This is a genomic window from Botryobacter ruber, from assembly GCF_003347595.2.
Classification (GTDB): domain Bacteria; phylum Bacteroidota; class Bacteroidia; order Cytophagales; family Hymenobacteraceae; genus Pontibacter; species Pontibacter ruber_A.
On sequence record NZ_QCZK02000031.1, the window covers coordinates 25161 to 49343 of the forward strand.

16 protein-coding genes are annotated in these 24183 nt (G+C 50.6%); 13 read left to right on the forward strand and 3 right to left on the reverse strand.

The genetic code is table 11. The features are described 5' to 3' along the window. The first annotated feature begins 159 nt into the window (after nt 1–159). The 8 genes from carB to DCW36_RS08960 all read left to right on the forward strand — a co-directional run bounded on the left by carB (nt 160) and on the right by DCW36_RS08960 (nt 12151). Nucleotides 160–2973 carry a carbamoyl-phosphate synthase large subunit gene (carB, locus tag DCW36_RS08925; RefSeq protein ID WP_114782194.1) on the forward strand — a complete coding sequence of 938 codons (2814 nt, stop codon included), beginning with the start codon at nt 160–162 and terminating at the stop codon, nt 2971–2973. 282 nt (nt 2974–3255) lie between these two features. Then, nucleotides 3256–4182, forward strand: coding sequence for a hypothetical protein (locus DCW36_RS08930; protein ID WP_125185383.1), 927 nt, complete (start codon nt 3256–3258; stop codon nt 4180–4182). 256 nt (nt 4183–4438) lie between these two features. Further along, nucleotides 4439–4714, forward strand: coding sequence for a DUF4834 family protein (locus DCW36_RS08935; protein WP_114782196.1), 276 nt, complete (start codon nt 4439–4441; stop codon nt 4712–4714). A 56-nt stretch (nt 4715–4770) separates the two neighbouring features. After that, nucleotides 4771–7194 (forward strand): YfhO family protein, encoded by a 2424-nt coding sequence (locus DCW36_RS08940; RefSeq protein WP_240676105.1) that lies wholly within the window; start codon nt 4771–4773, stop codon nt 7192–7194. Nucleotides 7195–7244: 50 nt separating this feature from the next. Beyond that, nucleotides 7245–7898 (forward strand): hypothetical protein, encoded by a 654-nt coding sequence (locus DCW36_RS08945; protein WP_128396963.1) that lies wholly within the window; start codon nt 7245–7247, stop codon nt 7896–7898. 51 nt (nt 7899–7949) lie between these two features. Next, nucleotides 7950–10547, forward strand: a complete 2598-nt coding sequence (locus DCW36_RS08950; protein ID WP_128396964.1) for a T9SS type A sorting domain-containing protein — start codon at nt 7950–7952, stop codon at nt 10545–10547. A gap of 10 nt (nt 10548–10557) precedes the next feature. Next, nucleotides 10558–11457, forward strand: coding sequence for a 1-aminocyclopropane-1-carboxylate deaminase/D-cysteine desulfhydrase (locus tag DCW36_RS08955; RefSeq protein WP_114782200.1), 900 nt, complete (start codon nt 10558–10560; stop codon nt 11455–11457). Between the two features lie 55 nt (nt 11458–11512). After that, nucleotides 11513–12151, forward strand: a complete 639-nt coding sequence (locus DCW36_RS08960) for a DUF4230 domain-containing protein (protein WP_114782201.1) — start codon at nt 11513–11515, stop codon at nt 12149–12151. Nucleotides 12152–12516: 365 nt separating this feature from the next. Here the strand turns inward: DCW36_RS08960 and DCW36_RS08965 are convergent, their stop codons facing one another. Further along, on the reverse strand, nt 12517–12948 hold the full coding sequence (locus DCW36_RS08965) for a regulatory protein RecX (RefSeq protein ID WP_114782263.1): 432 nt from the start codon (nt 12946–12948) through the stop codon (nt 12517–12519). Nucleotides 12949–13411: 463 nt separating this feature from the next. Between DCW36_RS08965 and DCW36_RS08970 the strand changes: the two genes are divergently transcribed. Both DCW36_RS08970 and DCW36_RS08975 read left to right on the forward strand, forming a co-directional pair. After that, a complete protein-coding gene (locus tag DCW36_RS08970) occupies nt 13412–16003 on the forward strand; it encodes a DUF5686 and carboxypeptidase regulatory-like domain-containing protein (protein ID WP_114782264.1) in 2592 nt (863 codons plus the stop codon). A 621-nt stretch (nt 16004–16624) separates the two neighbouring features. Further along, on the forward strand, nt 16625–16987 hold the full coding sequence (locus tag DCW36_RS08975; RefSeq protein WP_114782202.1) for a hypothetical protein: 363 nt from the start codon (nt 16625–16627) through the stop codon (nt 16985–16987). Nucleotides 16988–17044: 57 nt separating this feature from the next. Here DCW36_RS08975 and DCW36_RS08980 read toward each other — a convergent pair whose 3' ends face one another. After that, nucleotides 17045–18001 carry an EamA family transporter gene (locus DCW36_RS08980; protein ID WP_114782203.1) on the reverse strand — a complete coding sequence of 319 codons (957 nt, stop codon included), beginning with the start codon at nt 17999–18001 and terminating at the stop codon, nt 17045–17047. Nucleotides 18002–18202: 201 nt separating this feature from the next. Here DCW36_RS08980 and DCW36_RS08985 point away from each other — a divergent pair, with 201 nt between their 5' ends. From DCW36_RS08985 to feoB, 3 genes are all read left to right on the forward strand, one after another. Then, nucleotides 18203–20662 carry a bifunctional UDP-N-acetylmuramoyl-tripeptide:D-alanyl-D-alanine ligase/alanine racemase gene (locus tag DCW36_RS08985; RefSeq protein ID WP_114782204.1) on the forward strand — a complete coding sequence of 820 codons (2460 nt, stop codon included), beginning with the start codon at nt 18203–18205 and terminating at the stop codon, nt 20660–20662. A 129-nt stretch (nt 20663–20791) separates the two neighbouring features. Next, nucleotides 20792–21043 carry a FeoA family protein gene (locus DCW36_RS08990; RefSeq protein ID WP_114782205.1) on the forward strand — a complete coding sequence of 84 codons (252 nt, stop codon included), beginning with the start codon at nt 20792–20794 and terminating at the stop codon, nt 21041–21043. A gap of 8 nt (nt 21044–21051) precedes the next feature. After that, nucleotides 21052–23205, forward strand: coding sequence for a ferrous iron transport protein B (feoB, locus tag DCW36_RS08995; protein ID WP_114782206.1), 2154 nt, complete (start codon nt 21052–21054; stop codon nt 23203–23205). Nucleotides 23206–23439: 234 nt separating this feature from the next. Here the strand turns inward: feoB and DCW36_RS09000 are convergent, their stop codons facing one another. Next, nucleotides 23440–24153: an SAM-dependent methyltransferase gene (locus DCW36_RS09000; RefSeq protein WP_114782207.1), complete on the reverse strand. Its 714-nt coding sequence runs from the start codon at nt 24151–24153 to the stop codon at nt 23440–23442. Nucleotides 24154–24183 lie beyond the last annotated feature (30 nt).

Below are 24183 nucleotides of genomic sequence, written 5' to 3' on the forward strand. Positions count from 1 at the left end.
TCATCAATATAATAAAACTTAGCTTAAATTTACAAAACAATTTTTGCAAATGCTGCTGCAATTCCCGGCTTTGTTAACTTAAAAAATGACCAATCTACATTTTATATTGACTGCCTTTAAAATTTAACATAACTTTGGGCAATTTATACCTACCAACTCATGCCAAAAGACACCAGTATTAAATCTGTTCTTATTATTGGTTCTGGTCCTATCGTAATTGGCCAGGCCTGCGAATTCGATTACTCCGGCTCACAAGCCTCCCGTTCTCTTCGCGAAGAAGGAATAGAAGTAACCCTTATCAATTCCAACCCTGCCACTATCATGACCGATAGTATCACGGCAGACAATGTGTACCTCAAGCCGCTTGAGAAAAAGTACATCATCGAGATTCTGGAGAAGCACAAAATTGATGCGGTGCTACCGACAATGGGAGGCCAGACGGCATTAAACTTAGCCATTGACTGCGAAAAAGCCGGAATCTGGAAAAAGTATGGCGTTAAAATTATCGGTGTTGACATCAAAGCCATCGAAACGACAGAAGACCGCGAGGAATTCCGTCTGAAAATGCTCGAGCTTGGCGTTAACGTTTGTAAAGGCGAAACAGCCACATCGTTCCTGGAAGGAAAAGAAATTGCGCAGGAAATAGGCTTTCCGCTGGTAATTCGTCCGTCGTTTACGCTGGGCGGTACAGGAGGAGGCTTCGTGAACACGCCCGAAGAATTTGATGCGGCCCTGAACCGTGGTCTGCATGCTTCGCCTACGCACGAGGTACTGATCGAGCAAAGCATCCTGGGCTGGAAAGAATATGAGCTGGAACTGCTCCGCGATAACCTGGGCAACGTGATCATCATCTGCTCCATCGAGAACTTCGACCCGATGGGCGTACACACCGGCGACTCTATTACAGTAGCGCCTGCCATGACACTGCCTGATACCGTGTACCAGCAGATGCGTGACCTGGCCATCAAAATGATGAACGGCATCGGGCAGTTTGCCGGCGGCTGTAACGTGCAGTTCTCCGTTAACCCGGAAGACGATACCATCATTGCCATCGAGATTAACCCGCGTGTTTCGCGTTCTTCTGCACTTGCCTCCAAAGCCACTGGTTATCCTATTGCCAAAATAGCCGCCAAACTGGCCATTGGCTATAACCTGGACGAACTGAAAAACGCCATCACCAAAACCACGTCGGCTTACTTCGAGCCTGCCCTGGATTATGTGATCGTAAAAATACCGCGCTGGAACTTCGACAAGTTTAAAGGCGCCAACCGCAAGCTTGGTCTGCAGATGAAGAGTGTGGGTGAGGTGATGGGCATTGGCCGTACCTTCCAGGAAGCGCTCCAGAAAGCCTGCCAGAGCTTAGAGATCAAGCGTAACGGTATAGGCGCCGACGGCAAGGAGATGACCAATTACGACGAGCTCATCTACAACCTGCAAAACCCAAGTTGGAACCGCTTGTTCTGCATCAAAGATGCCATGCATGCCGGTATCCCGACCAGCACGATCCAGAAACTAACTAAAATTGACCCGTGGTTCCTGGCCCAGATTGAGGAGCTGGAAATGCTTGAGCGGGAAATTGGTAAATATACTTTAGAGACATTGCCTGCCGACCTGATGCGCGAAGCCAAAGTAAAAGGCTTCTCCGACCGTCAGCTGGCGCACATCCTGCGCTGCCTCGAAAGCGAAGTGCATGCCGTGCGTACCGAACTTGGCATCAAGCGTGTGTTTAAAATGGTGGATACCTGTGCTGCCGAGTTCGAAGCCAAAACACCTTACTACTACAGCACCTTCGACGGCGAAAACGAAAGTATCGTTACCGACAGGAAAAAGATTGTGGTACTGGGCTCCGGACCAAACCGCATTGGCCAGGGCATCGAGTTCGACTACAGCTGTGTGCACGGGGTGCTGGCAGCCCGCGAGTGCGGCTACGAAACCATCATGATCAACTGTAATCCTGAAACTGTAAGTACCGACTTTGATATTTCAGACAAGCTGTACTTTGAGCCGGTATTCTGGGAGCACATTTACGATATCATCCTGCACGAGAAGCCGGAAGGCGTTATCGTACAGCTGGGCGGACAAACAGCCCTGAAACTGGCCGAGAAACTGGATCGCTACGGCATCAAGATCCTGGGAACGAGCTACAAAGCCCTTGACCTGGCCGAAGACCGTGGCTCTTTCTCTTCGCTGCTGCGTGAGCTGGACATCCCGTATCCTCCGTTTGGTGTGATTGAGTCGGCTGAGGAGGCGCTGGAGCTGTGCAAGCAGCTGAAGTTCCCGCTGCTGGTGCGTCCGAGCTACGTGCTGGGTGGCCAGAGCATGAAAATCGTGATCAACGAGAAAGAGCTGGAAGCCCACGTGATCGATCTGTTGAAGGACCACCCGGGCAACAAGGTGCTGCTCGACCACTTCCTGGATCATGCTATCGAAGCAGAGTCAGACGCTATCTCTGATGGCGAGGATGTGTATGTTTGCGGTATCATGGAACATATCGAGCCTGCCGGTATCCACTCCGGCGACTCCTATGCCGTACTGCCTCCTTTCGACCTTTCCGAAAATGTTATCCGGCAGATAGAAGAGTATACTAAAAAGATTGCGCTGGCGCTTAACACTGTCGGTATCATCAACATTCAGTATGCTATCAAAGACGAGGTGGTGTACGTGATCGAAGCCAACCCGCGTGCTTCGCGTACCATTCCGTTTATTGCCAAAGCGTATAAAGAGCCATATATTAACTATGCGACCAAGCTGATGCTGGGTGCGAAGAAGATAAAGGATTTTAACTTCAATCCGTACAAGCAGGGCTACGCGATTAAAGTGCCGGTGTTCTCGCACAATAAATTCCCGGAAGTAACCAAGGAACTGGGGCCTGAAATGAAATCGACCGGTGAGGCCATTTACTTCATCGACGATCTGCAGGACGACTACTTCACCAACGTTTACTCCGAGCGAAATTTATACCTGAGCCGATAAATTCTAAAATCCCTCTCCTCACCGAGAGGGATTTTTTTCTCTGTAGCAGTTTCGTTTTACTGATCGGGAAGAGCAGAGGCTGTGGTGGCAGGTGCAGCAGATTTTTAGCCATCTTACATAGAATAGGCCTTATATTTGCTGTTGCTTTTTTACTTCCTGCCAGTCGTATCTTTACCGCAGTGGAAGCTCAGGAGGAATCGTGCTCTTAAACAAGAACCGTTTTTCCTGATTCAGTACCATTCCTTTTATTTCTGAAATTTTTAAACTTTTGAGGATAACTCTATGCGTTCAATTTTTGCGTCTGCAAACCAGTGGTGGGTGCTGGTATTACTGGCTTTGGCTGCCGGCTGTACAGCTCCCAGGTCCGTTATTAATTCAGGTAAAGTAACACCGGCAGGCACATTTAAGGCTGGCGTTAACTTTGGCGGCAACATTGCCACCGAACCTATCAGCCAGCTTGGCGATATAAAAGAAGCTGTAGTGGATGCCATCAGTAACAAGGGCGATGTGTATTATGATGAGCAGATAGATGTGGCTACTAAAGCCATGGTAGCCTACGCCCTGGACCCGGTTGGTCCGAACTTCGATTTTTACCTGCGCTATGGTTTGGTGCCACGCGTAGACGTTGGGTATAAATATGCAGCGGGAGTGCATGTGCTGGACGCCATGTACCAGTTTATGGGCTCGACGGGCACACCGGAAAGTCCGGGAACAGATGGCTGGTATGGCAGCTTTGGTTTGCAGTATGCCGGGCAGAGCTCTGACATCCTGGACAAGCTGTACCTGACCAAGCTGCAGCCGCTGCTGCAGTTTACAGCCAAACGCAGAGACTTTACCATTCCGCTTATCTTCAGTAAATCGATTGGGGTGGAAGAAGAAAACGGCCACTTTGCTTTTGGGGCTGTGTACAACCACACGTTTCTTGAATACGGCTTTGCTCCTTCCGGCTTGTTTAAAAAAGTAGAAGACAACAGCGATGTGGAAGTTCCGTCGCTGGCAGCAAAGAATAACTTTCCATCGTTCGGACTTTTTATGAATGCCAAATTCGGGTTTAAATTTATTTACCTGCTGCCGGCCCTGAGCATCTATTACCAGGATTATGGTACCTATAAATTCCTGGAAGGGCGGGAGCATAGTTTCTCGGGCATGACCTTTATTCCATCGCTGGGCCTGCAGGCGACTTTTGGCAAAGGCAGAGGCGGGCGATAATTTTCAGCTTCAGAACAGCTTCAGGCACAGGCTCTCATCTGCGACAGGTGAGGGCCTGTTGCTTTTGTGGCGTGTTGTGCCGGGCAATGGAACTATACGTTTGATTAGGCACTTTATTAACTATAGCCTTATCTTTGTAAAAAGAAACGAGGTTGCAGCCAAATAGGCAGGCCACATCGTTTGGCAAGAGAATTGCATATTACCCTATAAAAATAGCCGGCTTCAGTTTCGTGAGGCTCTGTATTAATTTAAACTCATGATCAAATTCATATTTGTAACCATACTTATCATTTTCTTTATCAGGTTAGTAGCCCCTTTCCTTTTACGTTGGTTGCTGCAGGCCTTTGTGAAGAAAAGCATCCGCAACGGCACCTTCTTTTACGGCAACACACAACAGCAGCGCAGCCAGCAGGAGCCACGCAATGGCAGGGCGAAGGCAGATGGCAACGTGCGCATCGATTACATTCCGGAGCAGCCCGATAAAAAGGGTTTTGACGGAGGCGAGTACGTAGATTATGAAGAAATAAAATAAAAGTCCTATCTTTCTACCTCTATTCCGAGGGTTTTTAGATTGATATGACAACTTCTGTGAATTTTAAACGCGATGTGCTGCCTCATGCCATCGCGGTACTCATCTTTTTAGTTTTAACAGCGGCTTACTTTTCGCCCATCCTGTTCGAAGGCAAAGCGATAGCCCAGCACGACATCATGATGTCGAAGGGAGGTTCCAAGGAAATACAGGATTTCCGGGCCGCCACCGGCGAAGAAACGCTCTGGACAAACTCTATGTTCGGAGGCATGCCATCTTACCTGATCAATACCCACTATACCGGCGACCTCTCGGGTTATATCCATAAGGTGCTGACCTTTGATATGCCGGCTATGGCAGCCAACCTCTTCATTACCTTGCTTTGTGCCTACATCCTCATGGTCATGCTCGGGCTGAATGTGTGGCTGTCGGTAGTGGGCGCCATTGCCTTTGCCTTTACCTCGTATAACCTCATCATCCTGGAAGCGGGGCACAACACCAAGTCGCTTACCATTGCCTACATTCCGCTGGTGTTGGCCGGGCTGCTTTATGCGCTGCGCCGCAACCTGTGGATCGGGGCCGCCATTTTTGCGCTGGGCCTTACCCTGAACCTGCACTTCAACCACCTCCAGATGACCTATTACATGCTACTGATGGTGCTGGTGTTTATCGTAGTGGAGGTGATTTATGCCATAAGCAACGGAACGATCGCGGACCTGATCAAGCGGGGGCTGGTATTAGGTGTAGCGGCAGTGCTGGCAGTGGGTGTGAACTTTGGCAGGCTCTATACTACTGCCGAGTACAGCCAGCACAGCATCCGGGGCAAATCAGAGTTGTCGGCTCCGAACAGCGGCGAAGGCACTTCCAGCGGTCTTGACCGGGAATATGCTTTTAACTGGAGCTACGGCGTGAGCGAAACCATGACCCTGCTTATCCCTGACTTTTACGGCGGCAGCAGCACCGCTTCGCTCGACCAGGACTCTGATACCTACGAAGCCTTTATCCGGATGGGCGTGCCGCCGGGGCAGGCAGACCAGATCGTGCAGCAGGGGCTGCCCATGTACTGGGGCGCACAGCCTATGACCAGCGGTCCGGTGTATGTAGGCGCTATTGTCTGTTTCCTGTTTGTGCTGGGGCTGCTCATCGTGAACAAACGCACCCGTTACTGGTTGCTGGCAGCTACGGTGCTTTCTATTGTGCTGGCCTGGGGCAAGAATTTTGAGACGTTCAACTACTTCATGTTCGATTACTTCCCGGCTTACAACAAGTTCCGGGCAGTATCGTCGGCGTTGGTGATAGCCCAGATCACGATACCGCTGCTGGGCATGCTGGCACTCTACCGCCTCTTCCGCGACAAAGGTGTGGTGAAGGACCTGGATAAGCAGCTGCTGTATGCCGCTGGTATTACAGCCGGTATCTGTGCGCTGGTGTGGCTGCTGGCAGGTATGGCAGGCTTCGAGGGGAGTGCCGACCAGCAACTGATACAGGCGCAGTTCCCGATAGATGCCATCCGCTCCGACCGCGAAAGCCTGATGCGTTCCGATGCCTTCCGTTCGCTGGTGTTTATCCTGCTGGCAGCTGCTTTGCTTTACTTCTACCTCAAAAACAAACTTTCTGCCACACTGGCGATAGCAGGAGTTGGTGTGCTGATACTCGTGGATTTATGGGCGGTAGACAAGCGCTACCTGAACGATGACGATTTCCAGCGCCGCGCCATCGAAAACTACTTCCAGCCAACTCAGGCCGACCAGATGATTCTGCAGGACAAAGACCCGCACTACCGCGTGCTGTACCTGCCCAATGCCTTTAACGATGCCCGTACTTCTTACTTTCACAAATCCGTTGGTGGTTACCATGGCGCCAAGCTGCGCCGTTACCAGGACGTAATTGAACGGCATATCTCGCAGAACAACCTGGAGGTGCTCCGCATGCTGAATACCCGCTATGTCATCACGGGTAACGAGCAGCAACCCGTGCAGCGGTTACCGGGCGCGTTGGGCAATGCCTGGTTTGTAGAAACTATAAAAACCGTAAACAATCCCGATGAAGAAATTGAAGCGCTGGATGGTTTAGATGCAGCTACAACCGCAGTGGTGGATGTGTCGAAGTTTGACGTGCCTGCCAAGAACTTTTCGAGTGAGGGTGCAGCGATAAAGCTGACAGAGTACCAGCCAGACTACCTGAAGTACGAAGCCACTACTCCACAGCAGGCATTCGCCGTATTCTCAGAAGTTTACTATGCAGATGGCTGGCAGGCGTATATCGACGGTCAGGCGGTAGACCACATCCGGGCCAACTACATTTTGCGAGCCCTGCCTGTGCCTGCCGGAAAACACACCATTGAGTTCCGGTTTGCACCACAGGCGTATGCGATAGGCAACACGGTGTCGCTGGTGTCGTCGGTAGTGCTGCTGCTGGTGTTGGCAGGCGCTATTTACTATGGGGTGAAGAAGAAGCCGGTTGAGCGGGAGGTGGTGGCGTAGATTCCTGACTTGTAAGTAAAATGAGAATGGGTTTCATTTTAATTTATCCAATGAAAAAGCTGCATGTATTTGCCCTGATGCTGTTACTGCTGTCTTGTTCAGAGACGAAGGAGCCAACTACCCCGGAAACTCCTTTCGAAAATATACCGGCGGCTCCGGAAATTGTAGCAGCAGATACTGCCACTCCTGCGATAGATGCAGCCATAACAACAGGCATTTATAGCACCGATGATTTTGAGGAGAAATCATTTGTTATGAGTAATGCTACCCGCGGAGAAATTTGCCGGGTCGAGCGCGGATGTGATTGTTGCCTTTCAGATTTGCTTTTTCTTTCTGCTGATACGTTTGTCTTAAGTTCTTATTGCGAAGGAAGTCAAATAGTAAATAAAGGAAAATATAGCGTCAACAGGAATGAAATGACATTCCACATCGATCCTCTGTCTGTGAGTTATGAGTATAACTGGGAAAGGGAAGTCGATTCAACTGCTTTACCGCTTTATTTCCTTAAAGCACAGACACAAGAGCCAAGAAACATAAAGTTTACGATAGCAACCTGCGAGGCATCTCCTATTCTCCTGAGCGATGGCGTAGCTCGAATTAAAGAACCAGGAACAGAACTGGCAAGAGAAAATACCGAAGCTTCGGTAGCTGAAATAATAAACGGCCTGAAAGAAAAAGGGATTTGGGACAAGCTGAAAATCTGACAAATTGGTGAAACAAATGAAATCGCTTTGATTTTGAAAATTTATAATACTTTGCTTAGCTATATAGCTGTTGTTCTGGTGGTAGCAAGCGCATTTTCTGCTGCCCAGGCTCAGACTTTGCCTGGGACTAACGATGCAAGCTTTAACACGGCAGATGCCGTAGTTGGTGCTGGGGAAGGGTTTGACAGCAATTTAACCAATATCGCAGTAACCGCTATCGCCCTGCAGCCTGACGGTAAAATAGTTGTGGGGGGATCTTTTACTTCTTATAACAATATAGGACGAAACAGGATTGCCCGCCTCAACACCGACGGCTCCCTTGATGCCTCTTTTAACGACTGGTATGGTTTTAATGGTGAAGTTAAGTCTGTCGCCCTGCAGTCAGACGGCAAAATACTGGTAGGGGGAATGTTTAGCACCTATGGAGGTACAGCTCTTAATAAAATTGCCCGCTTTAATGCTGATGGTACCTTAGATGCTTCTTTTGATACCGGGACAGGCTTCATAATGCAGGACGGTACCTCTGCCGATGTTCAGTCTATTGCCGTGCAGCCAGACGGTAAAATTGTGGTGGGGGGAGTTTTTAGCTCTTATAACGGAACCAGTCGAAACGGGATAGCACGCCTCAATGATGATGGTACGATTGATACCTCCTTCAATTCGGGAACAGGCTTCAAAACAGAGGTAGTCTCCTGGTATGTCCGGACTATGTCGGTTGCCCTACAGCCTGATGGCAAAATAGTGGTGGGAGGATCCTTTACACATTATAATAATACAGGACGAAACAGAATTGCCCGCCTCAACGCCGACGGCACACTCGATGATTCCTTTGATCCCGGAACTGGTTTTAATGAATATGTTTGGACTATTGCCGTGCAGCCAGACGGCAAACTAGTGGTGGGGGGAGCATTTGGCTCCTTTAATGAGACAGTACAAAACAGAATTGCTCGCCTCAACACTGATGGCACACTCGATACCTCCTTTGAACCCGGAACAGGTTTTACCAGCAATAGTTCGCCGAATTTCGTTCATGGTATTGCCTTGCAGCCTGATGGCAAGATAGTGGCAGTGGGAAGGTTTTCTTCCTATAATGATACAGAGCGTAACGAGATAGCCCGTCTCAATGCCGATGGTTCACTTGACGAGTCCTTTAACGTCGGAATTGGTTTTGATGAAATGGCTCAATCTGTCGCCGTGCAAGCAGACGGTAAAATAGTGGTAGGGGGAAATTTTCGTTCCTACAAAGGTATATGGCGCAACAAAATAGTCCGTCTCCAGGCAGACGGCACGCTCGATGATGCCTTCAACTTCGGAGGCGGATTTGACGGATATGTTTCTTCAATGGCCCTGCAGCCAGACGGCAAAATAGTCGTGGGAGGAGGCTTTACTTCCTACAACGGTAAAGTGCGCAGCTATCTTGCCCGCCTCAACGCCGATGGCACACTCGATGATGCCTTTAATGCCGGGACAGGTTTTAATAGTCCTGTTTCGACTATTGTGGTACAGCCAGACGGCAAACTAGTGGTGGGGGGATCGTCTAATTCTTTTGATGGTATAGGGCTAAGCAAAATTGCCCGACTCAATGCCGACGGTACCTCCGACGCCTCCTTTAGCTCCGGGACTGGTTTTAATGGTAATGTTCTTGCTATCATGCTGCAGCCAGATGGTAAAATAGTGGTAGGCGGAAGTTTCTCTGAATATGATGGTGTAATGCGAAACCGCATTGCCCGTCTGAATTCTAACGGCTCCCTTGATGCCTCTTTTAAGCACTTGTACGGTTTTGACGGTGATGTTATATCTTTCGCTCTGCAACCGGATGGCAAAATTGTGGCAGGGGGAGCGTATGGCTACTATAACGGTATAAGGCGAAGATCAATTGTTCGACTCAACACCGACGGCACGCTGGATAGTTCTTTTAACCCCGGAACAGGTTTTAATGGTAAAGTTCAGTCTGTCGCGGTACAACCAGACGGCAAAATAGTAGTTGGAGGATATTTTCGCAGCTATAACGATATTGGGCGCGAAAATATAGCCCGCCTCAATGCCAACGGCACGCTCGATTATTCTTTTGAACCGAGCACCAATGATGAGGTTCGGTCTATTGTCCTGCAGTCAGACGGAAAAATAGTAATGGCGGGAAATTTTTTTGGCGCCAATGGTGAATGGCGCCTCAAAATAGCCCGCTTAAACGCCGATGGCTACCTGGATACCTCTTTCAACCCGGGAGAAGGGTTTAATGGTGTTGTTAATTCAATCGTCCTGCAGCCTGACGGCAAAATAGTGGCAGGAGGATGGTTTACCACATATAAGCAAACTTCAAGAAGGCGCATAGCAAGATTATTTGGAGATGAAGGAACCTCCTTGAGTGCAGGCAGAGAACTGCAGGCAGGAACGGAGGTGCTGGTGTATCCTAATCCAAGTCAGGGCGATGTGCAGCTGGTCTTTTCAGGTGCAGAGGCTTTGGTGGGAGCTGTTAAGCTGGTGCTGCACGATGCCACGGGCCGGCAGGTGCTTTCCAGGGAAGTAACAGCAGCAGAGGCGCAGGCAGGGGTACAGTTGATTACTTCCAGTCTGCCAGGCGGAGTTTACTTCCTGCACATTCAATTCCAAGAGAAAGTCCTTGTAAAACGCCTGGTGTTCGCGGAATAAATAAATTCCCATGCAAGCCCCTCTCCAGCAACTGCACAGCCCCTTGCTCGACCAGCACCAGGTACAGGTCTGGGTAAAGCGCGAGGACCTGCTGCACCCGGCTATCTCCGGCAATAAATGGCGCAAACTGAAGTACAACCTGCTGGAGGCGAAGCGACAGCAAAAAGAAACGCTGCTCACGTTTGGCGGGGCCTATTCCAACCATATTGCAGCCACAGCAGCAGCCGGTGCTGAGTTCGGTTTTAAAACCATCGGCATGATCCGGGGCGAAGAGCACCTGCCGCTGAACCCGACGCTCCGCTTTGCCAGGGAGCAGGGGATGGAGCTGCATTACATGACGCGGGAGCAGTACCGCCTTAAAAACGAACCGGAAACTGTGCTGCAGCTCGCACAACAGTTTCAGCAGCCCTACATCCTGCCCGAAGGGGGCACCAATGCACTGGCGGTGAAAGGCTGTACCGAAATTGTGTCGGATATCAGCATCGATTATGACTACATCTGCTGTGCCAGCGGAACCGGCGGTACGTTGGCTGGTATTATTGCAGGTCTGGCAGGCGAAAAGCAGGTGCTCGGATTTCCGGCCCTGAAAGGAGGGGCTTTTCTGGAAGAAGAAATTGCGCAACTTATAAAGGACTATAACGGTCAGAGTTACACCAACTGGCAACTGGTAACCGATTACCACTTCGGCGGGTATGCGAAAGTAAAGCCGGAGCTACTGACGTTTATGCAGGAGTTCCGGGAGCAGCACCACATCCCGCTCGACCCTGTGTACACGGGCAAACTGATGTACGGCCTCTTCGACCTGATACAGCAAGGCTACTTCCCCGCCGGCAGCCGTATTGTGGCAGTTCATACGGGCGGGCTGCAGGGGAATGCCGGTTTCAGCGAACGGCTGGGGATTAACGTATAGCTGGTTTTGTAGCATAATACTTGCTTGTGTTTTACCAGAAAACAAGATTCTGCTTATGCCCCTGATTCGCTTTTTCATAAAACTGCTTCCCTGGCTGTTAATTATCGGCTTGGTTGTGTTTGTCTGGCGCAGCTTTTCCGATTTCTCCTTTTTTGGCACAAGAGAGAAAGAAGCCCCCGAGGTAATTGTAAATCACCACACCATCCTGACTACCACCGAAGAACTTGGCAAGATGGAGCTGGTGCGCTATAATTTTAAAGATGTGGTGGAATACGAGAAGGAGGTGTCGCAGTTTATTCCCAACTCCAAAATTGTGCTGATTGTGGCCGGAGAGGCCGTAGGATGTGTCGACTTTACCAAAATACGGCAGGAAGACATCCAGTTTCAGGGCGATTCGCTGGTGCTGGTAAGCCTGCCGGAGCCGGAAATCTGCTACTACAAAATCGACCATGCCAAGTCAAGGGTCTTCTCAAAAGAAAACACTTACTTTCAGGATGCGGACCTGGTGCAGGAAAGCTACCGCTATGCCGAAAAAAATGTAGAGCAGGCGGCCCTGAAGTCCGGTATTCTGCAACAGACAAAAGTAAATGCCGAGAAAGTGCTCAAACCCATCCTGGAGGAGGTAACAGGCCGCAAAGTAATCCTGGCCCCGCAACGCACCATCCAGAACCCGGAGATGCCACCGAGGAGATAGTTGAAAGTTAGAGAGTTATAAAGTTTAGGAGTTAGAGAAGTAGAGAGGTAGAAAGGTAGCGATTTTGTAGGGGTTGAAAACTTTCAGTCCTGTAACGGAAAGGTAGAGAGGTTAAGAGTAAGGCTGTAGAGACGCGATGCTCACGTCTCCTGCACGAACCACTTACAAATCCAACCAAACCTGTTATTCCTTAAATCATCTCAATCTTGTTCAGACAAATCCAATCCTGAAAATCCAATAATCTGACGAATCCGAATTCAGACAAAAAGACAAACATAAAATCACATACATCACTTCATCCTACCATCAACGGTTCAGGCAAGCAGCAGAGGCAATGGTGGCAGGAGCAAAGAGCTTTCTAACTACTAATCTCCCTTCACGGCATCATTCACCAGATCGTTCTCATACCCTTTGCTTAGCAGGAAATAGGTAATTTTCTGGCGGCGGGCGAACGGGTTCTTTTCCTTTTCGGTGGCGTTTTTCTTTTCGAGGAGCTGCAGCAGGTTCTGTTCGTATACTTCCGGGTCGATCTCCTTCAGACCTTGTTTGATGCAGTAGTCGGAGATGCCTTTGGCTTTGAGGCCCTGCATGATTTTGCGGCGGCCCCACTTCTTGAGTCCGTACTTGCCGCGCACGTAGGCCTGGGCATAGCGTTCCTCGTCGATGAATTTTTCCTGGCTCAATCGAACAATCAGCTCCTCCACTTCGTCGGGGGTGAGGCCGTAGCTGTAGAGTTTGTCGCGCACTTCCTGCTGCGTGCGCTCCTGGTAAGCGCAATAGGCTGCAGCTTTTACCATTGCCTCTTTAGGAGTGTAGCTCTTGTTTTTCTTCTTGTTTTCAAACACTGTTTCCGGGCTTTGTTCTTTCAAATATAAACAAGTTGCAGCAGCTATGAGTTGCCTCTTTCTGCCATAAGTACGGCAAAGGCAGATATACCAGCGGTAAAGTACAGCCGTTATCCTGTTATAATCCCTGCCCCTGAGGTTGTTTTTACCATCTGGTGAAGGAATGGTGGCAGGTGCAGAAAACCTTTTCGGGGGTTCAGGCCTGTCTGCTCAACACACCAGCGCCTCTGAACGTAAGGTAACGTGCCGTGCGGGCACAAAAGGAACCTGCCCGGACATCGCGTATCAGGTCCGGGAGCATCAACAAGCATAAGAGGAACATCAGAATAGAGGTAGCACTATATTCACATCCTTTCCTATATTTGATGTGAGGGCCTGACTGGTTTTGGCGAAGAACTTAATTTATAAATATACCATGCGTTTGCTCTGGCTGCTTTTCCTGATCCTGTTTATCCCTGCGCTCGCGGAGGCTGCTGTGTTAAGTGGCCGTGTTACCGACGAGAAGGGGCAGGGGCTGCCGTATGCGAGCATTTATATTGTGGAGACTGCCAGTGGCAGCAGCACAAACGAATCGGGTTACTACAAGCTGCAGCTCAGTCCTGGAACCTATACCATCGAGTTTAAATATGTAGGCTACAAAGCCAATGTGCAGCGGGTAACCATTGCAGATCAGGCGCAGCAGCTGAACGTAAGCCTGGAGCCGGAAGTGTTGCACCTGGAGGAAGTGGTGGTGCGGCCTTCGGACGAGGACCCTGCCTATGCCATTATGCGCAATGCAATTAAGCTGCGCAAGTACCACCAGAACGAAGTCAATGCCTGGAGCGCCCGTGTGTACATGAAAAGCCTGGGCCGCATGGAGAAAGTGCCGTCCAAGATATTGGGTGTGAAGATAGTGGATGTAGATACCGGCATTGTGTACCTGTCGGAGTCGGTGTCGGAGCTGCACTTTAAAAAGCCGAATAAGATAAACGAGCGCATGATCTCCAGCAGGGTGAGCGGCCAGAAGAAAGGCTTCAGCTTTAACCAGGCCTCGGAAATGAACATCAGCTTCTACGATAACCTGCTGAAGGTGGAAGGGCTGAGCGAGCGGGGCTTTGTATCGCCGCTGGCCAGCAATGCGCTCTTTTTTTACAAGTTTGAATACCACGGTTCTTTCCAGGAGAGCGGGCGCACCATCTACAAAATCAAGGTAATCCCTCGGCGGCGGAACGACCCGGTATTTTCGGGCTTCATTTACATCGTCGATGGCTCGTGGCGCATCCACAGCACCGACCTGAAACTCACCAAAAATGCCGGCATCGACTTTGTGGATTTTATCCGGGTGCAGCAGGTATATGCGCCGGTGCAGAAAGACGTATGGATGCCTGTAACGCAGAAGTTTAACTTCGAGGCCTCGGGGTTGGGCTTTAAAGGGCGCGGCCATGTAACGGGCGTGTACTCCAGGTACAAAGTGCAACCCGCCTACACCAGGCCGCCCGTACTGGAAGAACCGGAGCCGGAACCGGCAGAAGAAACGGCAACCGCAGAAGCGCCCCGGCGCACCCGCAGGCAGAAACCGGTTGTTGTTGAGCCGGAGAAGGCAGACCCGGAGCGACAGCAGCCTATTCATGAAGAAGGTCTCTTCAGCAAGGAAATCCTGAAAATTGAAGAAGACGCCAACAAACGCGACTCCGCTTACTGGGCCGAAATACGTCCGCTGCCCCTGACCGAAGAGGAAACCCGCGACTACCAGAAAAAAGACAGCCTGGAAGTGATAAAAGAGTCGCGCGAATATAAAGATTCGCTGGACCGCATCCGGAATGTTCCCGGTTTCAGCAGCTTCTTTATCAGGGGCTATACCTATTACAACACCTACAAAGACTATCGCATCAATGTAAACCCCATCGTCGGGCTGACGGGCGGCAACGGAATTTTGCAGTTTAACACGGTGGAGGGATGGGTAACCGATGTGCGCGTAAACTACAGGCGCACCCTGGAAGACAAGCGCCGCTACGAAATAGAACCTGCCGTGCGGTATGGCTTTTCGAACCGGAAATTAAATGCAAAACTAAAGCTGGGCTACAACTACGACAGGTTCAGCAACAGTTCTGCTTCCGTGGAAGGAGGGCGTTATGTAGAAGACATCAACAACCTGAACCCGATAGCCCCCTTTGCCAATACCGCATCTACGCTGCTGTACGAACGCAACCACCTGAAGCTGTACCAGCGCGATTTTGTCCGGATAAACTACGCCATGGATGTCGTGCAGAGCCTGCGGTTGAACTCGTACGTGGATTTCAGTCACCGGATGCCGCTCCGGAATACCACCAGTTTTAAGCTGCGGGACCTGGACGAGCGGGCGTTTACGCCAAATGTGCCGGTAAACGAGGAGCTGCCGGACGCGGCTTTCTCGGAGCACCAGGCTCTGACGCTGTATGCTGCCCTGAGCTGGCGTCCGGGCCAGAAATACATCAGCCTGCCCGACCGCAAGATCAATCTTCCTTCCCGCTGGCCCACTTTTACAGTGGCTTACCGGGGAGCTGTAAAGGGTGTGCTGGGTAGTGATGTGCAGTATAATTTGGGTATCGCCCAGATAAGCGACCGGCAAAGCTTCGGCCTTTTCGGAACCAGCGAATACAGTTTAACCGGCGGCACCTTTTGGGGCAAAGGCTACATGACGCTGATGGATTTCAAGCACTTTTTCGGCAGCCGCGTTATTTATGCCGGCAGCTACCAAGGGTTTCAGTTGCTGGATTACTACCGCTACAGTACCCAGAACAGCTACATCGAAGGGCATTTTGAGCACCACTTCAATGGTTTCCTGTTCAACAAAGTGCCGCTGTTCCGCCGCCTGAAGTGGCAGGAGGTAGTCACGCTCAACTACCTGAACACCCGCGAATCGATGAATTACCTCGAGCTGGGGCTGGGGGTGGAGCACATCTTCAAATTCCTGCGCGTCGATTTCTTCAGCGCATTCCAGCAAGGGCAGAAGTCCCGCACCGGCATCCGGTTTGGGTTTGGGTTTTAGGAGTTTGAGAGTTTGGGAGTTAGAGAGATAGAGAGTTTGGGAGGTAGAAAGGTAGAACATGTAGGGGGTGAAAACTTTCAAGCCTGTAACGGAAAGGTAGAGAGGTTGGGAGTATGGCTGTAGAGACGCGATGTTCGCGTCTCCTGCACGGAAAATAAAAAGAACTAATCCGGTTAATCCTTTAATCTGCTTAATCCCGGTTCAGACAGAAATTTCTGAAAATTCTAAAATTCTGTAAATCCTGATTCATACAAAAGAGCAGTGGCTATGGAGGCAGGTGCAGAAAGAAAGTTTTTTGTCTGAACCGGGATTAATCAGATTTGTGGATTGACAGGATTAGGTTTGTCTGTAGTTCGTGAAAAGGTTGAAAATCTTCAACCCCTACAAATTCGACCTTTCTACCTTTCTAACCTACGATGCTTCCAAATGGAATGCACAGGATGCTAATGCTACAAATTCGACCTTTCTACCTTTCTAACTCCTAAACTCTCTAACTCCCAAACTCCCAAACTCCCAAACTCTCTAACTCCCAAACTTTACTACGCCTGCAGCTGCTTTACAACCAAATAATTATATAACCGTTAAAAAGTGTAAGAAATTTTATCACTAAGAGAACAGACCATGAGAACGATATATAGTTTACTTAAAAGGGGCGTAGCGGTAGCCATTGTAGCGGTAATTGGCTTTGGCTGCAATTATGACCGGCCGGCGAGCAATCCGACGGATGATACCAGTACATCGGAAGCCATTGTTGCCAAGAGCCCGTCCGCCGCTAACCTCAACAACCCGCGTCCGGCGCCAATCGGGAAAACTTCAAAAACAGCAGAGCAGGCCAACCGTTTCGGACCGATGGCTCCGAACCAGGATTCTGCGGCCCGGGCGTACATTGAACTCGACAAGCAGAAGCAGCTGGAGAAAAATCCGAATCAGCGGCCTATCATCCGGACTCCCCCCAACCGCCGTATCGACGGAGCCGGGCAATAAGGAGTTTGTATTTATACGAATATTGAAGAAGGCTGCCCCTTTTTGGGCAGCCTCTTTTTATGTTTTGTCTGCGACAGTTGTAGTGCCCACTGCCGGCATTACCAGCCCGTCGCCGTCTTTCCGCCTTCCTTTCAGGTTTAGGTTATAGATCACCACCGAAACAAAGATGATAATGTAAGCTGTAACTTTAGCTGGTGTGGTGTGTTCGTTAAAGTAAACAAACGCCACCATAAAGTTAAATACCGGGTTTATATACATCATGATGCCGACAGTGCCCGAGGTAAGCTCTTTCAGGGCAAACAGGTTCAGGAAGAGCGGGAGCACCGTGAAAACGGCGCTTAAAAGGGCAACCCAGCCAAAAAAGTAAACCCCCAGCGGGGCAGTAGCATTGCTGTTGAAGTAGCTGTAAAAAGGGGCGATAAAGGCAAAAGACAGCACCAGCTGTATGGTGAGCAGTACTAGTTTGTCGTACGATTTCAGGATGCGCTGCGTGATCAGGTAAAAGGCGTAGCTCAGGGCTATGCCCAGGCTGAACAACAAGCTTCTTAACTCACCCGTACCAATCAGGATACAGCTGATGACACAGAGCCCGATGGCAATCCACTGGTTTTTACGCAGTTTTTCCCTCAGTAACAGAAAGCCCAGCATGGCCGTGAGGATGGGGCAGAGCATGTAAGCAAAAGAGCCTGTTTGTATGCTGATGCGGTTAACTACATAAATAAAGCCCAGCCAGTTGGCTGTCAGTAAGGCTGTTCCCAGTACAGTGTAACCAACAAAAACCCGCTTTTCGTGTTGGCCTGCTTTCTGCACCTGCCGTAGTGTTGCCTGTAGCTCCTGCCTGCGGAACAGCAATGAGATAACGAGCAGCAGGACTACAGACAAGGCAATGCGGTAGTACAGGATCTGGCCACTCGGGTAATCGGCCAGGGCTTTGAGCGGGAAAGGAATGAAGCCCCAGATAATAAAGGCAGCAAACCCTGCTGCGTAATAAGATTTTATATTCGTTGCAGACATTTAATTCAGGAAAAGAATACAAAAGTACGTGTTGTAACACTAGGAAAGTTGCCGCTCCGTAAAGTATTTTAAACTGAGCAGCACCAGCATTCCTGATGCCTCACCTCCAGAACAATGTGGGGCTCCTTTGGTTCCGGGAAAAGTAGAGCGGGTAAAAGCGCGGGTGGTTTAGTATATTTGGTGCCAGATTATCTTTAAACGATGCTTTCATTTCAGCAGCTTGTTTCCATTACCCAGGGGCGTTTAGTACAATTTGTGCAGGACTGGCCCGTCGTGCACCTGCTCACCGACAGCCGCAAATTGTCGCAACCGGCAGGAACGCTTTTCTTTGCCATTCCGGGTAAGTACAACGACGGACATAAGTACCTGGCGCAGCTATATGCACAGGGCGTGCGGCAGTTTATTGTAGATGTGCAACAAACGGAAGAGCTGGCGCAACAGTATCCTGAAGCAAACATCCTGCAGGTGCAGCGCAGTTTAGCCGCGTTGCAGGCGGTAGCAGCCTGGCACCGACAGCAGTTTACGATTCCGGTGATTGGCATAACAGGCAGCAACGGCAAAACGATTGTGAAGGAGTGGCTGGCCCAGCTGCTGAGTCCCGATGAACTGGTCGTGAAGAGCCCGCGCAGTTTTAATTCGCAGGTGGGGGTGCCCTTGTCGGTGTGGCAGCTGAACAGTAACCATACGCTGGCCATTTTTGAAGCCGGTATTTCGCAGCCCGGCGAAATGGAAAAGCTGCAGCAGGTTATTCAGCCTACCATGGGCATCTTTACCAACATCGGCAACGCCCACGACGAAGGCTTTTCTTCCCGTCAGCAGAAAGTGCAGGAAAAGCTGGAGCTTTTCAAAGGTACTGACCTGTTGTTTTATTGTGCAGATTACGAACTGCTGCACGAGGCAATAGAGGCCACACAACTGAAGGCTTTCTCCTGGTCCAGGAGCGGCAAAGCGGCAGACCTGGTTGTTTCCGGCATCACGACTGCCGGCCACCGAACCATTGTGGTGTATACGTACAAGGGCAAAAAGCAGCGGCTGGCGATCCCGTTTACCGACGAGGCATCGCTGGAAAATGCACTGCATTGCCTCGCTGTTTTGCTGTACCGTAACTTCCCGCTCGCCGAAATTCAGGACCGGCTGGACAGGCTGCAACCGGTAGCCATGCGCCTCGAGATGAAAGAAGCCATCAACGGCTGCTACCTCATCGACGATACCTATAACAACGACCTGGCCGGCCTTGCCATTGCCCTGGACTTACTTGCCAGCCAGCCACCCCGCAGCGGGCACACGCTTATCCTTTCCGATTTACTCGAATCTGGTATGCAGGAGCAGGACTTGTACCGGCAGGTAGCGGCACTTATTGAGGCCAAAGGCGTGGACCGTGTGATTGGGGTAGGAAAAACGATACAGAAACATGCCGCGCTTTTCAATGGACGTTGCACCTGCTATAGCAGTACCGCCGAGTTCCTGGAGCAGTTTGAGGCGGGTAGTTTCCGGAACGAAGTTATCCTGATAAAAGGCGCCCGCGTGTTCGGTTTCGAGAAGATCGTGCATGCCTTTCAGCAGAAGGTACACGGTACGGTGCTGGAAGTAAACCTGGATGCACTGGTGCATAACCTTAACTTCTACCGCTCCAAACTGGCCTCCGAAACCAAGCTTATGGTCATGGTGAAAGCCTTTGCCTATGGCAGCGGAAGCTTTGAGGTGGCCAACCTGCTGCAGTTCCACCAGGTAGACTACCTGGCCGTGGCTTATACCGACGAAGGGGTGAGCCTGCGGGAACATGGCATTACCTTGCCCATTATGGTGATGAACCCGTCACCGGACAGTTTTGCAAAGCTCCGGCAGTACAGCCTGGAGCCGGAGATATATTCGGTAGAGCTGCTGGAGTCGTTCATTGCCTCGTCAGATCCCGGCATCCTGGACAAGATCCACCTGAAACTCGACACGGGCATGCACCGCCTGGGCTTTACCGCGTCAGATTTCGATGTAGTGTTTGAGTTGCTGCAGAAGAACCCACAGGTGCGGGTGGTGAGTACCTTCAGCCACCTGGCCGGTGCCGACGAAGCGCTCCACAACGACTTCTCCCAGCTACAGATAGCTACCTTCCGGGAGCTTTCGGCAGAAATAGAGGCGCGCCTGGGATATCCGGTGCTCAAGCATATCCTGAATTCGGCAGGCATCGTGCGCTTCCCGGAGCACCAGCTGGACATGGTGCGGCTTGGTATTGGTTTGTATGGCGTAGAGGCCACTGGGGCAGAACAGGAGGCGCTGCGCCCGGTAAGTATTCTCAAAACCACCGTATCGCAGGTAAAGCAGATTGCCAAAGGCGAAACAGTAGGCTACAGCCGCAAAGGCATAGCCGACTCGGACAAAACCATTGCCACCATCGCTATTGGCTACGCCGATGGCTATGACCGCCGCTTCAGCAACGGACAAGGTGAAGTCAGCATCAACGGCAAACGAATGCCGGTTATCGGCAATGTATGCATGGACATGTGTATGATCGATGTAACAGGCCTGGACGTGAAAGCCGGAGACGAGGTAGTTGTGTACGGCCCGCAGCTGACGCTGGTGGAACTGGCGCAAAAGATAGGTACCATCCCCTACGAGTTGCTCACTAATGTCAGTACCCGGGTGAAACGGATTTTTTATTCGGAGTAAACTTTTCTGCTCCTGCCACCATTTCTTGTGCTGCTGCTTTCCAACAAAAAAACCTCAACTTTTGCTTTAAAGCTGAACGCCTTGTATCTTGCATTTGTTTATAAAGAGTCTAAATAAAAACAGGAAGAGGTGCAAAACAGGACAGAACAGCAGGGGCCACAACGAACCGTCCGTGATCTGAAGATTGGCGAGTCTGGTGAAATTGCTTCGCTGCTGGACCCGGAAATGGCACTAAAACTGCTGGAGATGGGTTGCATACCAGGCACCCGGGTGAAGTTGAACAGCAAGGCTCCACTCGGCGATCCAATTACCATTATTGTAAATGGTTACACGCTCTCGTTGCGCCTCGACGAAGCAGAAACCATCTTGCTGAAGAGATAAACACACGTATGGCTGTAACTATCCAGGCGAAAGCGCAACCGGTTAAGAAGGAGGTCCTAAAATCCGCCGTTGCCACCATTGCCCTTGTCGGGAATCCTAATTCCGGTAAGACTTCCTTATTTAACCAGCTTACCGGCCTGAACCAGAAGGTTGGTAACTTCCCGGGTGTTACAGTCGATAAAAAAACAGGGATCAGTCAGATTGCGCCGCATCAGAAGGCGCAGATTATCGATTTGCCGGGTACCTATAGCCTATACCCCAAGTCGCTGGACGAGCGCGTGATCATCGACCTGCTGTACGATCCCAAATCCAAACATCTTCCCGATCTTGTTATTGTTACGGCCGATGCTTCTAACCTGAAGCGTAACCTGTTGCTCTTTACACAGCTGGCAGACCTGCACATTCCGGCAGTACTTGCCCTGAATATGGTGGATGTAGCAGAAGCGGATGGCGTAAAAATTGACCTGGAAGCACTGCAGCATGCGTTAGGGGTGCCTGTTATCCCGATGAACGCACGTACCGGAATAGGGGTTGCTGCCTTGAAAATTGTTATTTCACAGCAACTTACGGCTGCTGATAGTGCTTTTTTTGAAATTCCGCCAGAGCTTCGGCCTGTTATACTGCAGATCAAAGAACGGTTTGAGCTGCAGAACGATTACCTGGCGCTGCATTACGCCCATCAGTACAAGAGCCTGAAATTTTTGCCGACAGAGGATAGTGCCTGGATGGAGCAGTTGCTGGAGGATGCGGCTTTCAATTCCAATACCCTGCAGGCAAACGAAACCATCGCCCGCTACACCCGCATCAACGAGATGCTGCTGGATGTCGTGCGGGTGGAGAAAGTAGATGCAGACGAGAAATTCAGCAACAAACTGGACCAGGTGCTCACGCATAAGGTGTTTGGTTACCTGATCTTCTTCAGTGTGTTGTTCCTGATGTTCCAGGCCATCTTTGCCTGGGCCAGTTACCCCATGGATCTGATTGACGAGGGCGTGGCCGGTTTAAATGCGCTGATCCAGGAAAACTTTAGCGGTCCGCTTGTAAACCTGCTCACCGAAGGCGTAATTGCCGGTTTGGGTGGCGTACTGATTTTTATCCCCCAGATTGCCTTGCTCTTTGCCTTTATTGCCATACTGGAAGAAACCGGTTATATGGCCCGCGTTACATTTATGATGGACAAAATCATGCGTAAGTTTGGTCTGAACGGGAAAAGTGTGGTGCCGCTTATCTCGGGTGTTGCCTGTGCCGTGCCGGCCATTATGTCGGCCCGCACCATCGAGAACTGGAAAGACCGGATGATCACCATTTTCGTGACGCCGCTCATGAGCTGTTCGGCCCGGATTCCGGTATACACGGTGCTGATAGCGCTGGTAGTGCCGGAGAAATATTACTTCGGTTTCCTGAACCTGCAGGGCCTCGTGCTGATGGGGCTGTACCTGATCGGCTTTCTGGCGGCCATTTTATCGGCACTGCTGCTTAAGACCATCCTGAAAGCCCGGGAGCGGAGCTATTTTATTATGGAGTTCCCGGTGTACAAAATGCCGCGCTGGAAAAACGTGGGCCTGACCATTTTTGAAAAGTCGAAAACGTTTGTGTTTGAGGCGGGAAAAGTGATTGTGGCCGTTTCGATTGTGCTGTGGGTGCTGGCTTCTTACGGTCCCGGCGACAGTTTCGAAGTAGCCGAACAGCAGGCGCTGAAAGAGGCACGTATTGCAGGTTTAAACGAGGTGCAGACCGAGAACCTGGTGGCCTCGCACCAGTTGGAGTCGTCGTATGCAGGTGTGGTCGGGTATGTGATTGAACCGGTAATCCGTCCGCTGGGCTACGACTGGAAGATTGGTATTGCCCTGCTTACCTCGTTTGCAGCCCGTGAAGTATTTGTCGGTACCATGTCTACGATCTACAGCATTGGCGAAGAAGAGAACGTAAGCACCATCAAAAATAAACTCATGAGCGAAAAGGATGCGAACGGCGATCCTTTCTTTACCCCCGCCCGTGCGTTCTCGCTCCTGATCTTTTACCTGTTTGCCATGCAGTGCGTAAGTACGCTGGCTGTGGTACACCGCGAAACCAAAAGCTGGACCTGGCCCCTGGCGCAGCTGCTCTACATGAGTGGTCTGGCCTATGTGATGGCGTTTATTACGTACCAGGTTTTTAGCTAAGAGAGCTGTAGCTCCCGTGGGTGGAGCTGTTTGATAAATTTAAAATCCTCCGGTTGCAGCACTATTGCAGCCGGAGGATTTTGTTTTGATATAGCAGGAGAACTGGTGGAGGGTAATCCTGATTCAGGTAACTATTCCACAATTTAACCAACAACCAGCATACTCATCTTTTTATCCTACTATCAACGGTTTTGACAAACAGCAGAGGCTGTGGTGGCTGCTGCAGAACTAATTTTACTTGTAAATCAAAAACACCGCCGGCTGCTTGTGCAGGTCGGGGAGTTTTCTTTTCCAGTCGGAGATGGTTTTGGTCTGGATGAGTTCGTGGGTGGGGGAGGTGATGTTGGCGGCGATGCAGAGGCGGGTGCTGCCGCTGAGGGTTTGCACCAGGTCTTCGAGGAGCTTGTTGTTGCGGTAAGGCGTTTCCATGAAAATCTGGGTCTGGTCGCGCTGCTGCATTTCCTTTTCCAGTTGGCGGAGCGCCTGCAGGCGCGGACCTTTCTCGATGGGCAAATACCCATGAAAGGCAAAGCGCTGCCCGTTGAAGCCACTCCCCATCAGGCTGAGCAGAATGGCCGACGGACCGGCAAACGGTACTACCTTTATTCCCTTCTGATGTGCAAACTTCACCACCTCGGCACCCGGGTCTGCTATGCCGGGGCAACCTGCTTCTGAAATAATGCCGGCATCTTTGCCTTCCAGCACCGGCTTGAGTGAAGCTTGTACCTGGGCTGGCGTGGCATCCTTATCTACCTGCACAAAGGTAAGCTGCTCAATTACCAGTTCCGGGCAAATGCTTTTCACATAACGGCGGGCGGTGCGCAGGTTTTCCACAATAAAATAATTCAGATGCCGCACCGTGTCCTTTACCTGCGGCGAAATCACCTGGTCGGCGGTGCCTTCTGCGAGTATGGTCGGGATTAAGAAAAGTGTGCCGGTTTTGTTCATGGTGCAAAGGTAAGAAGTATAGCCAAGGCA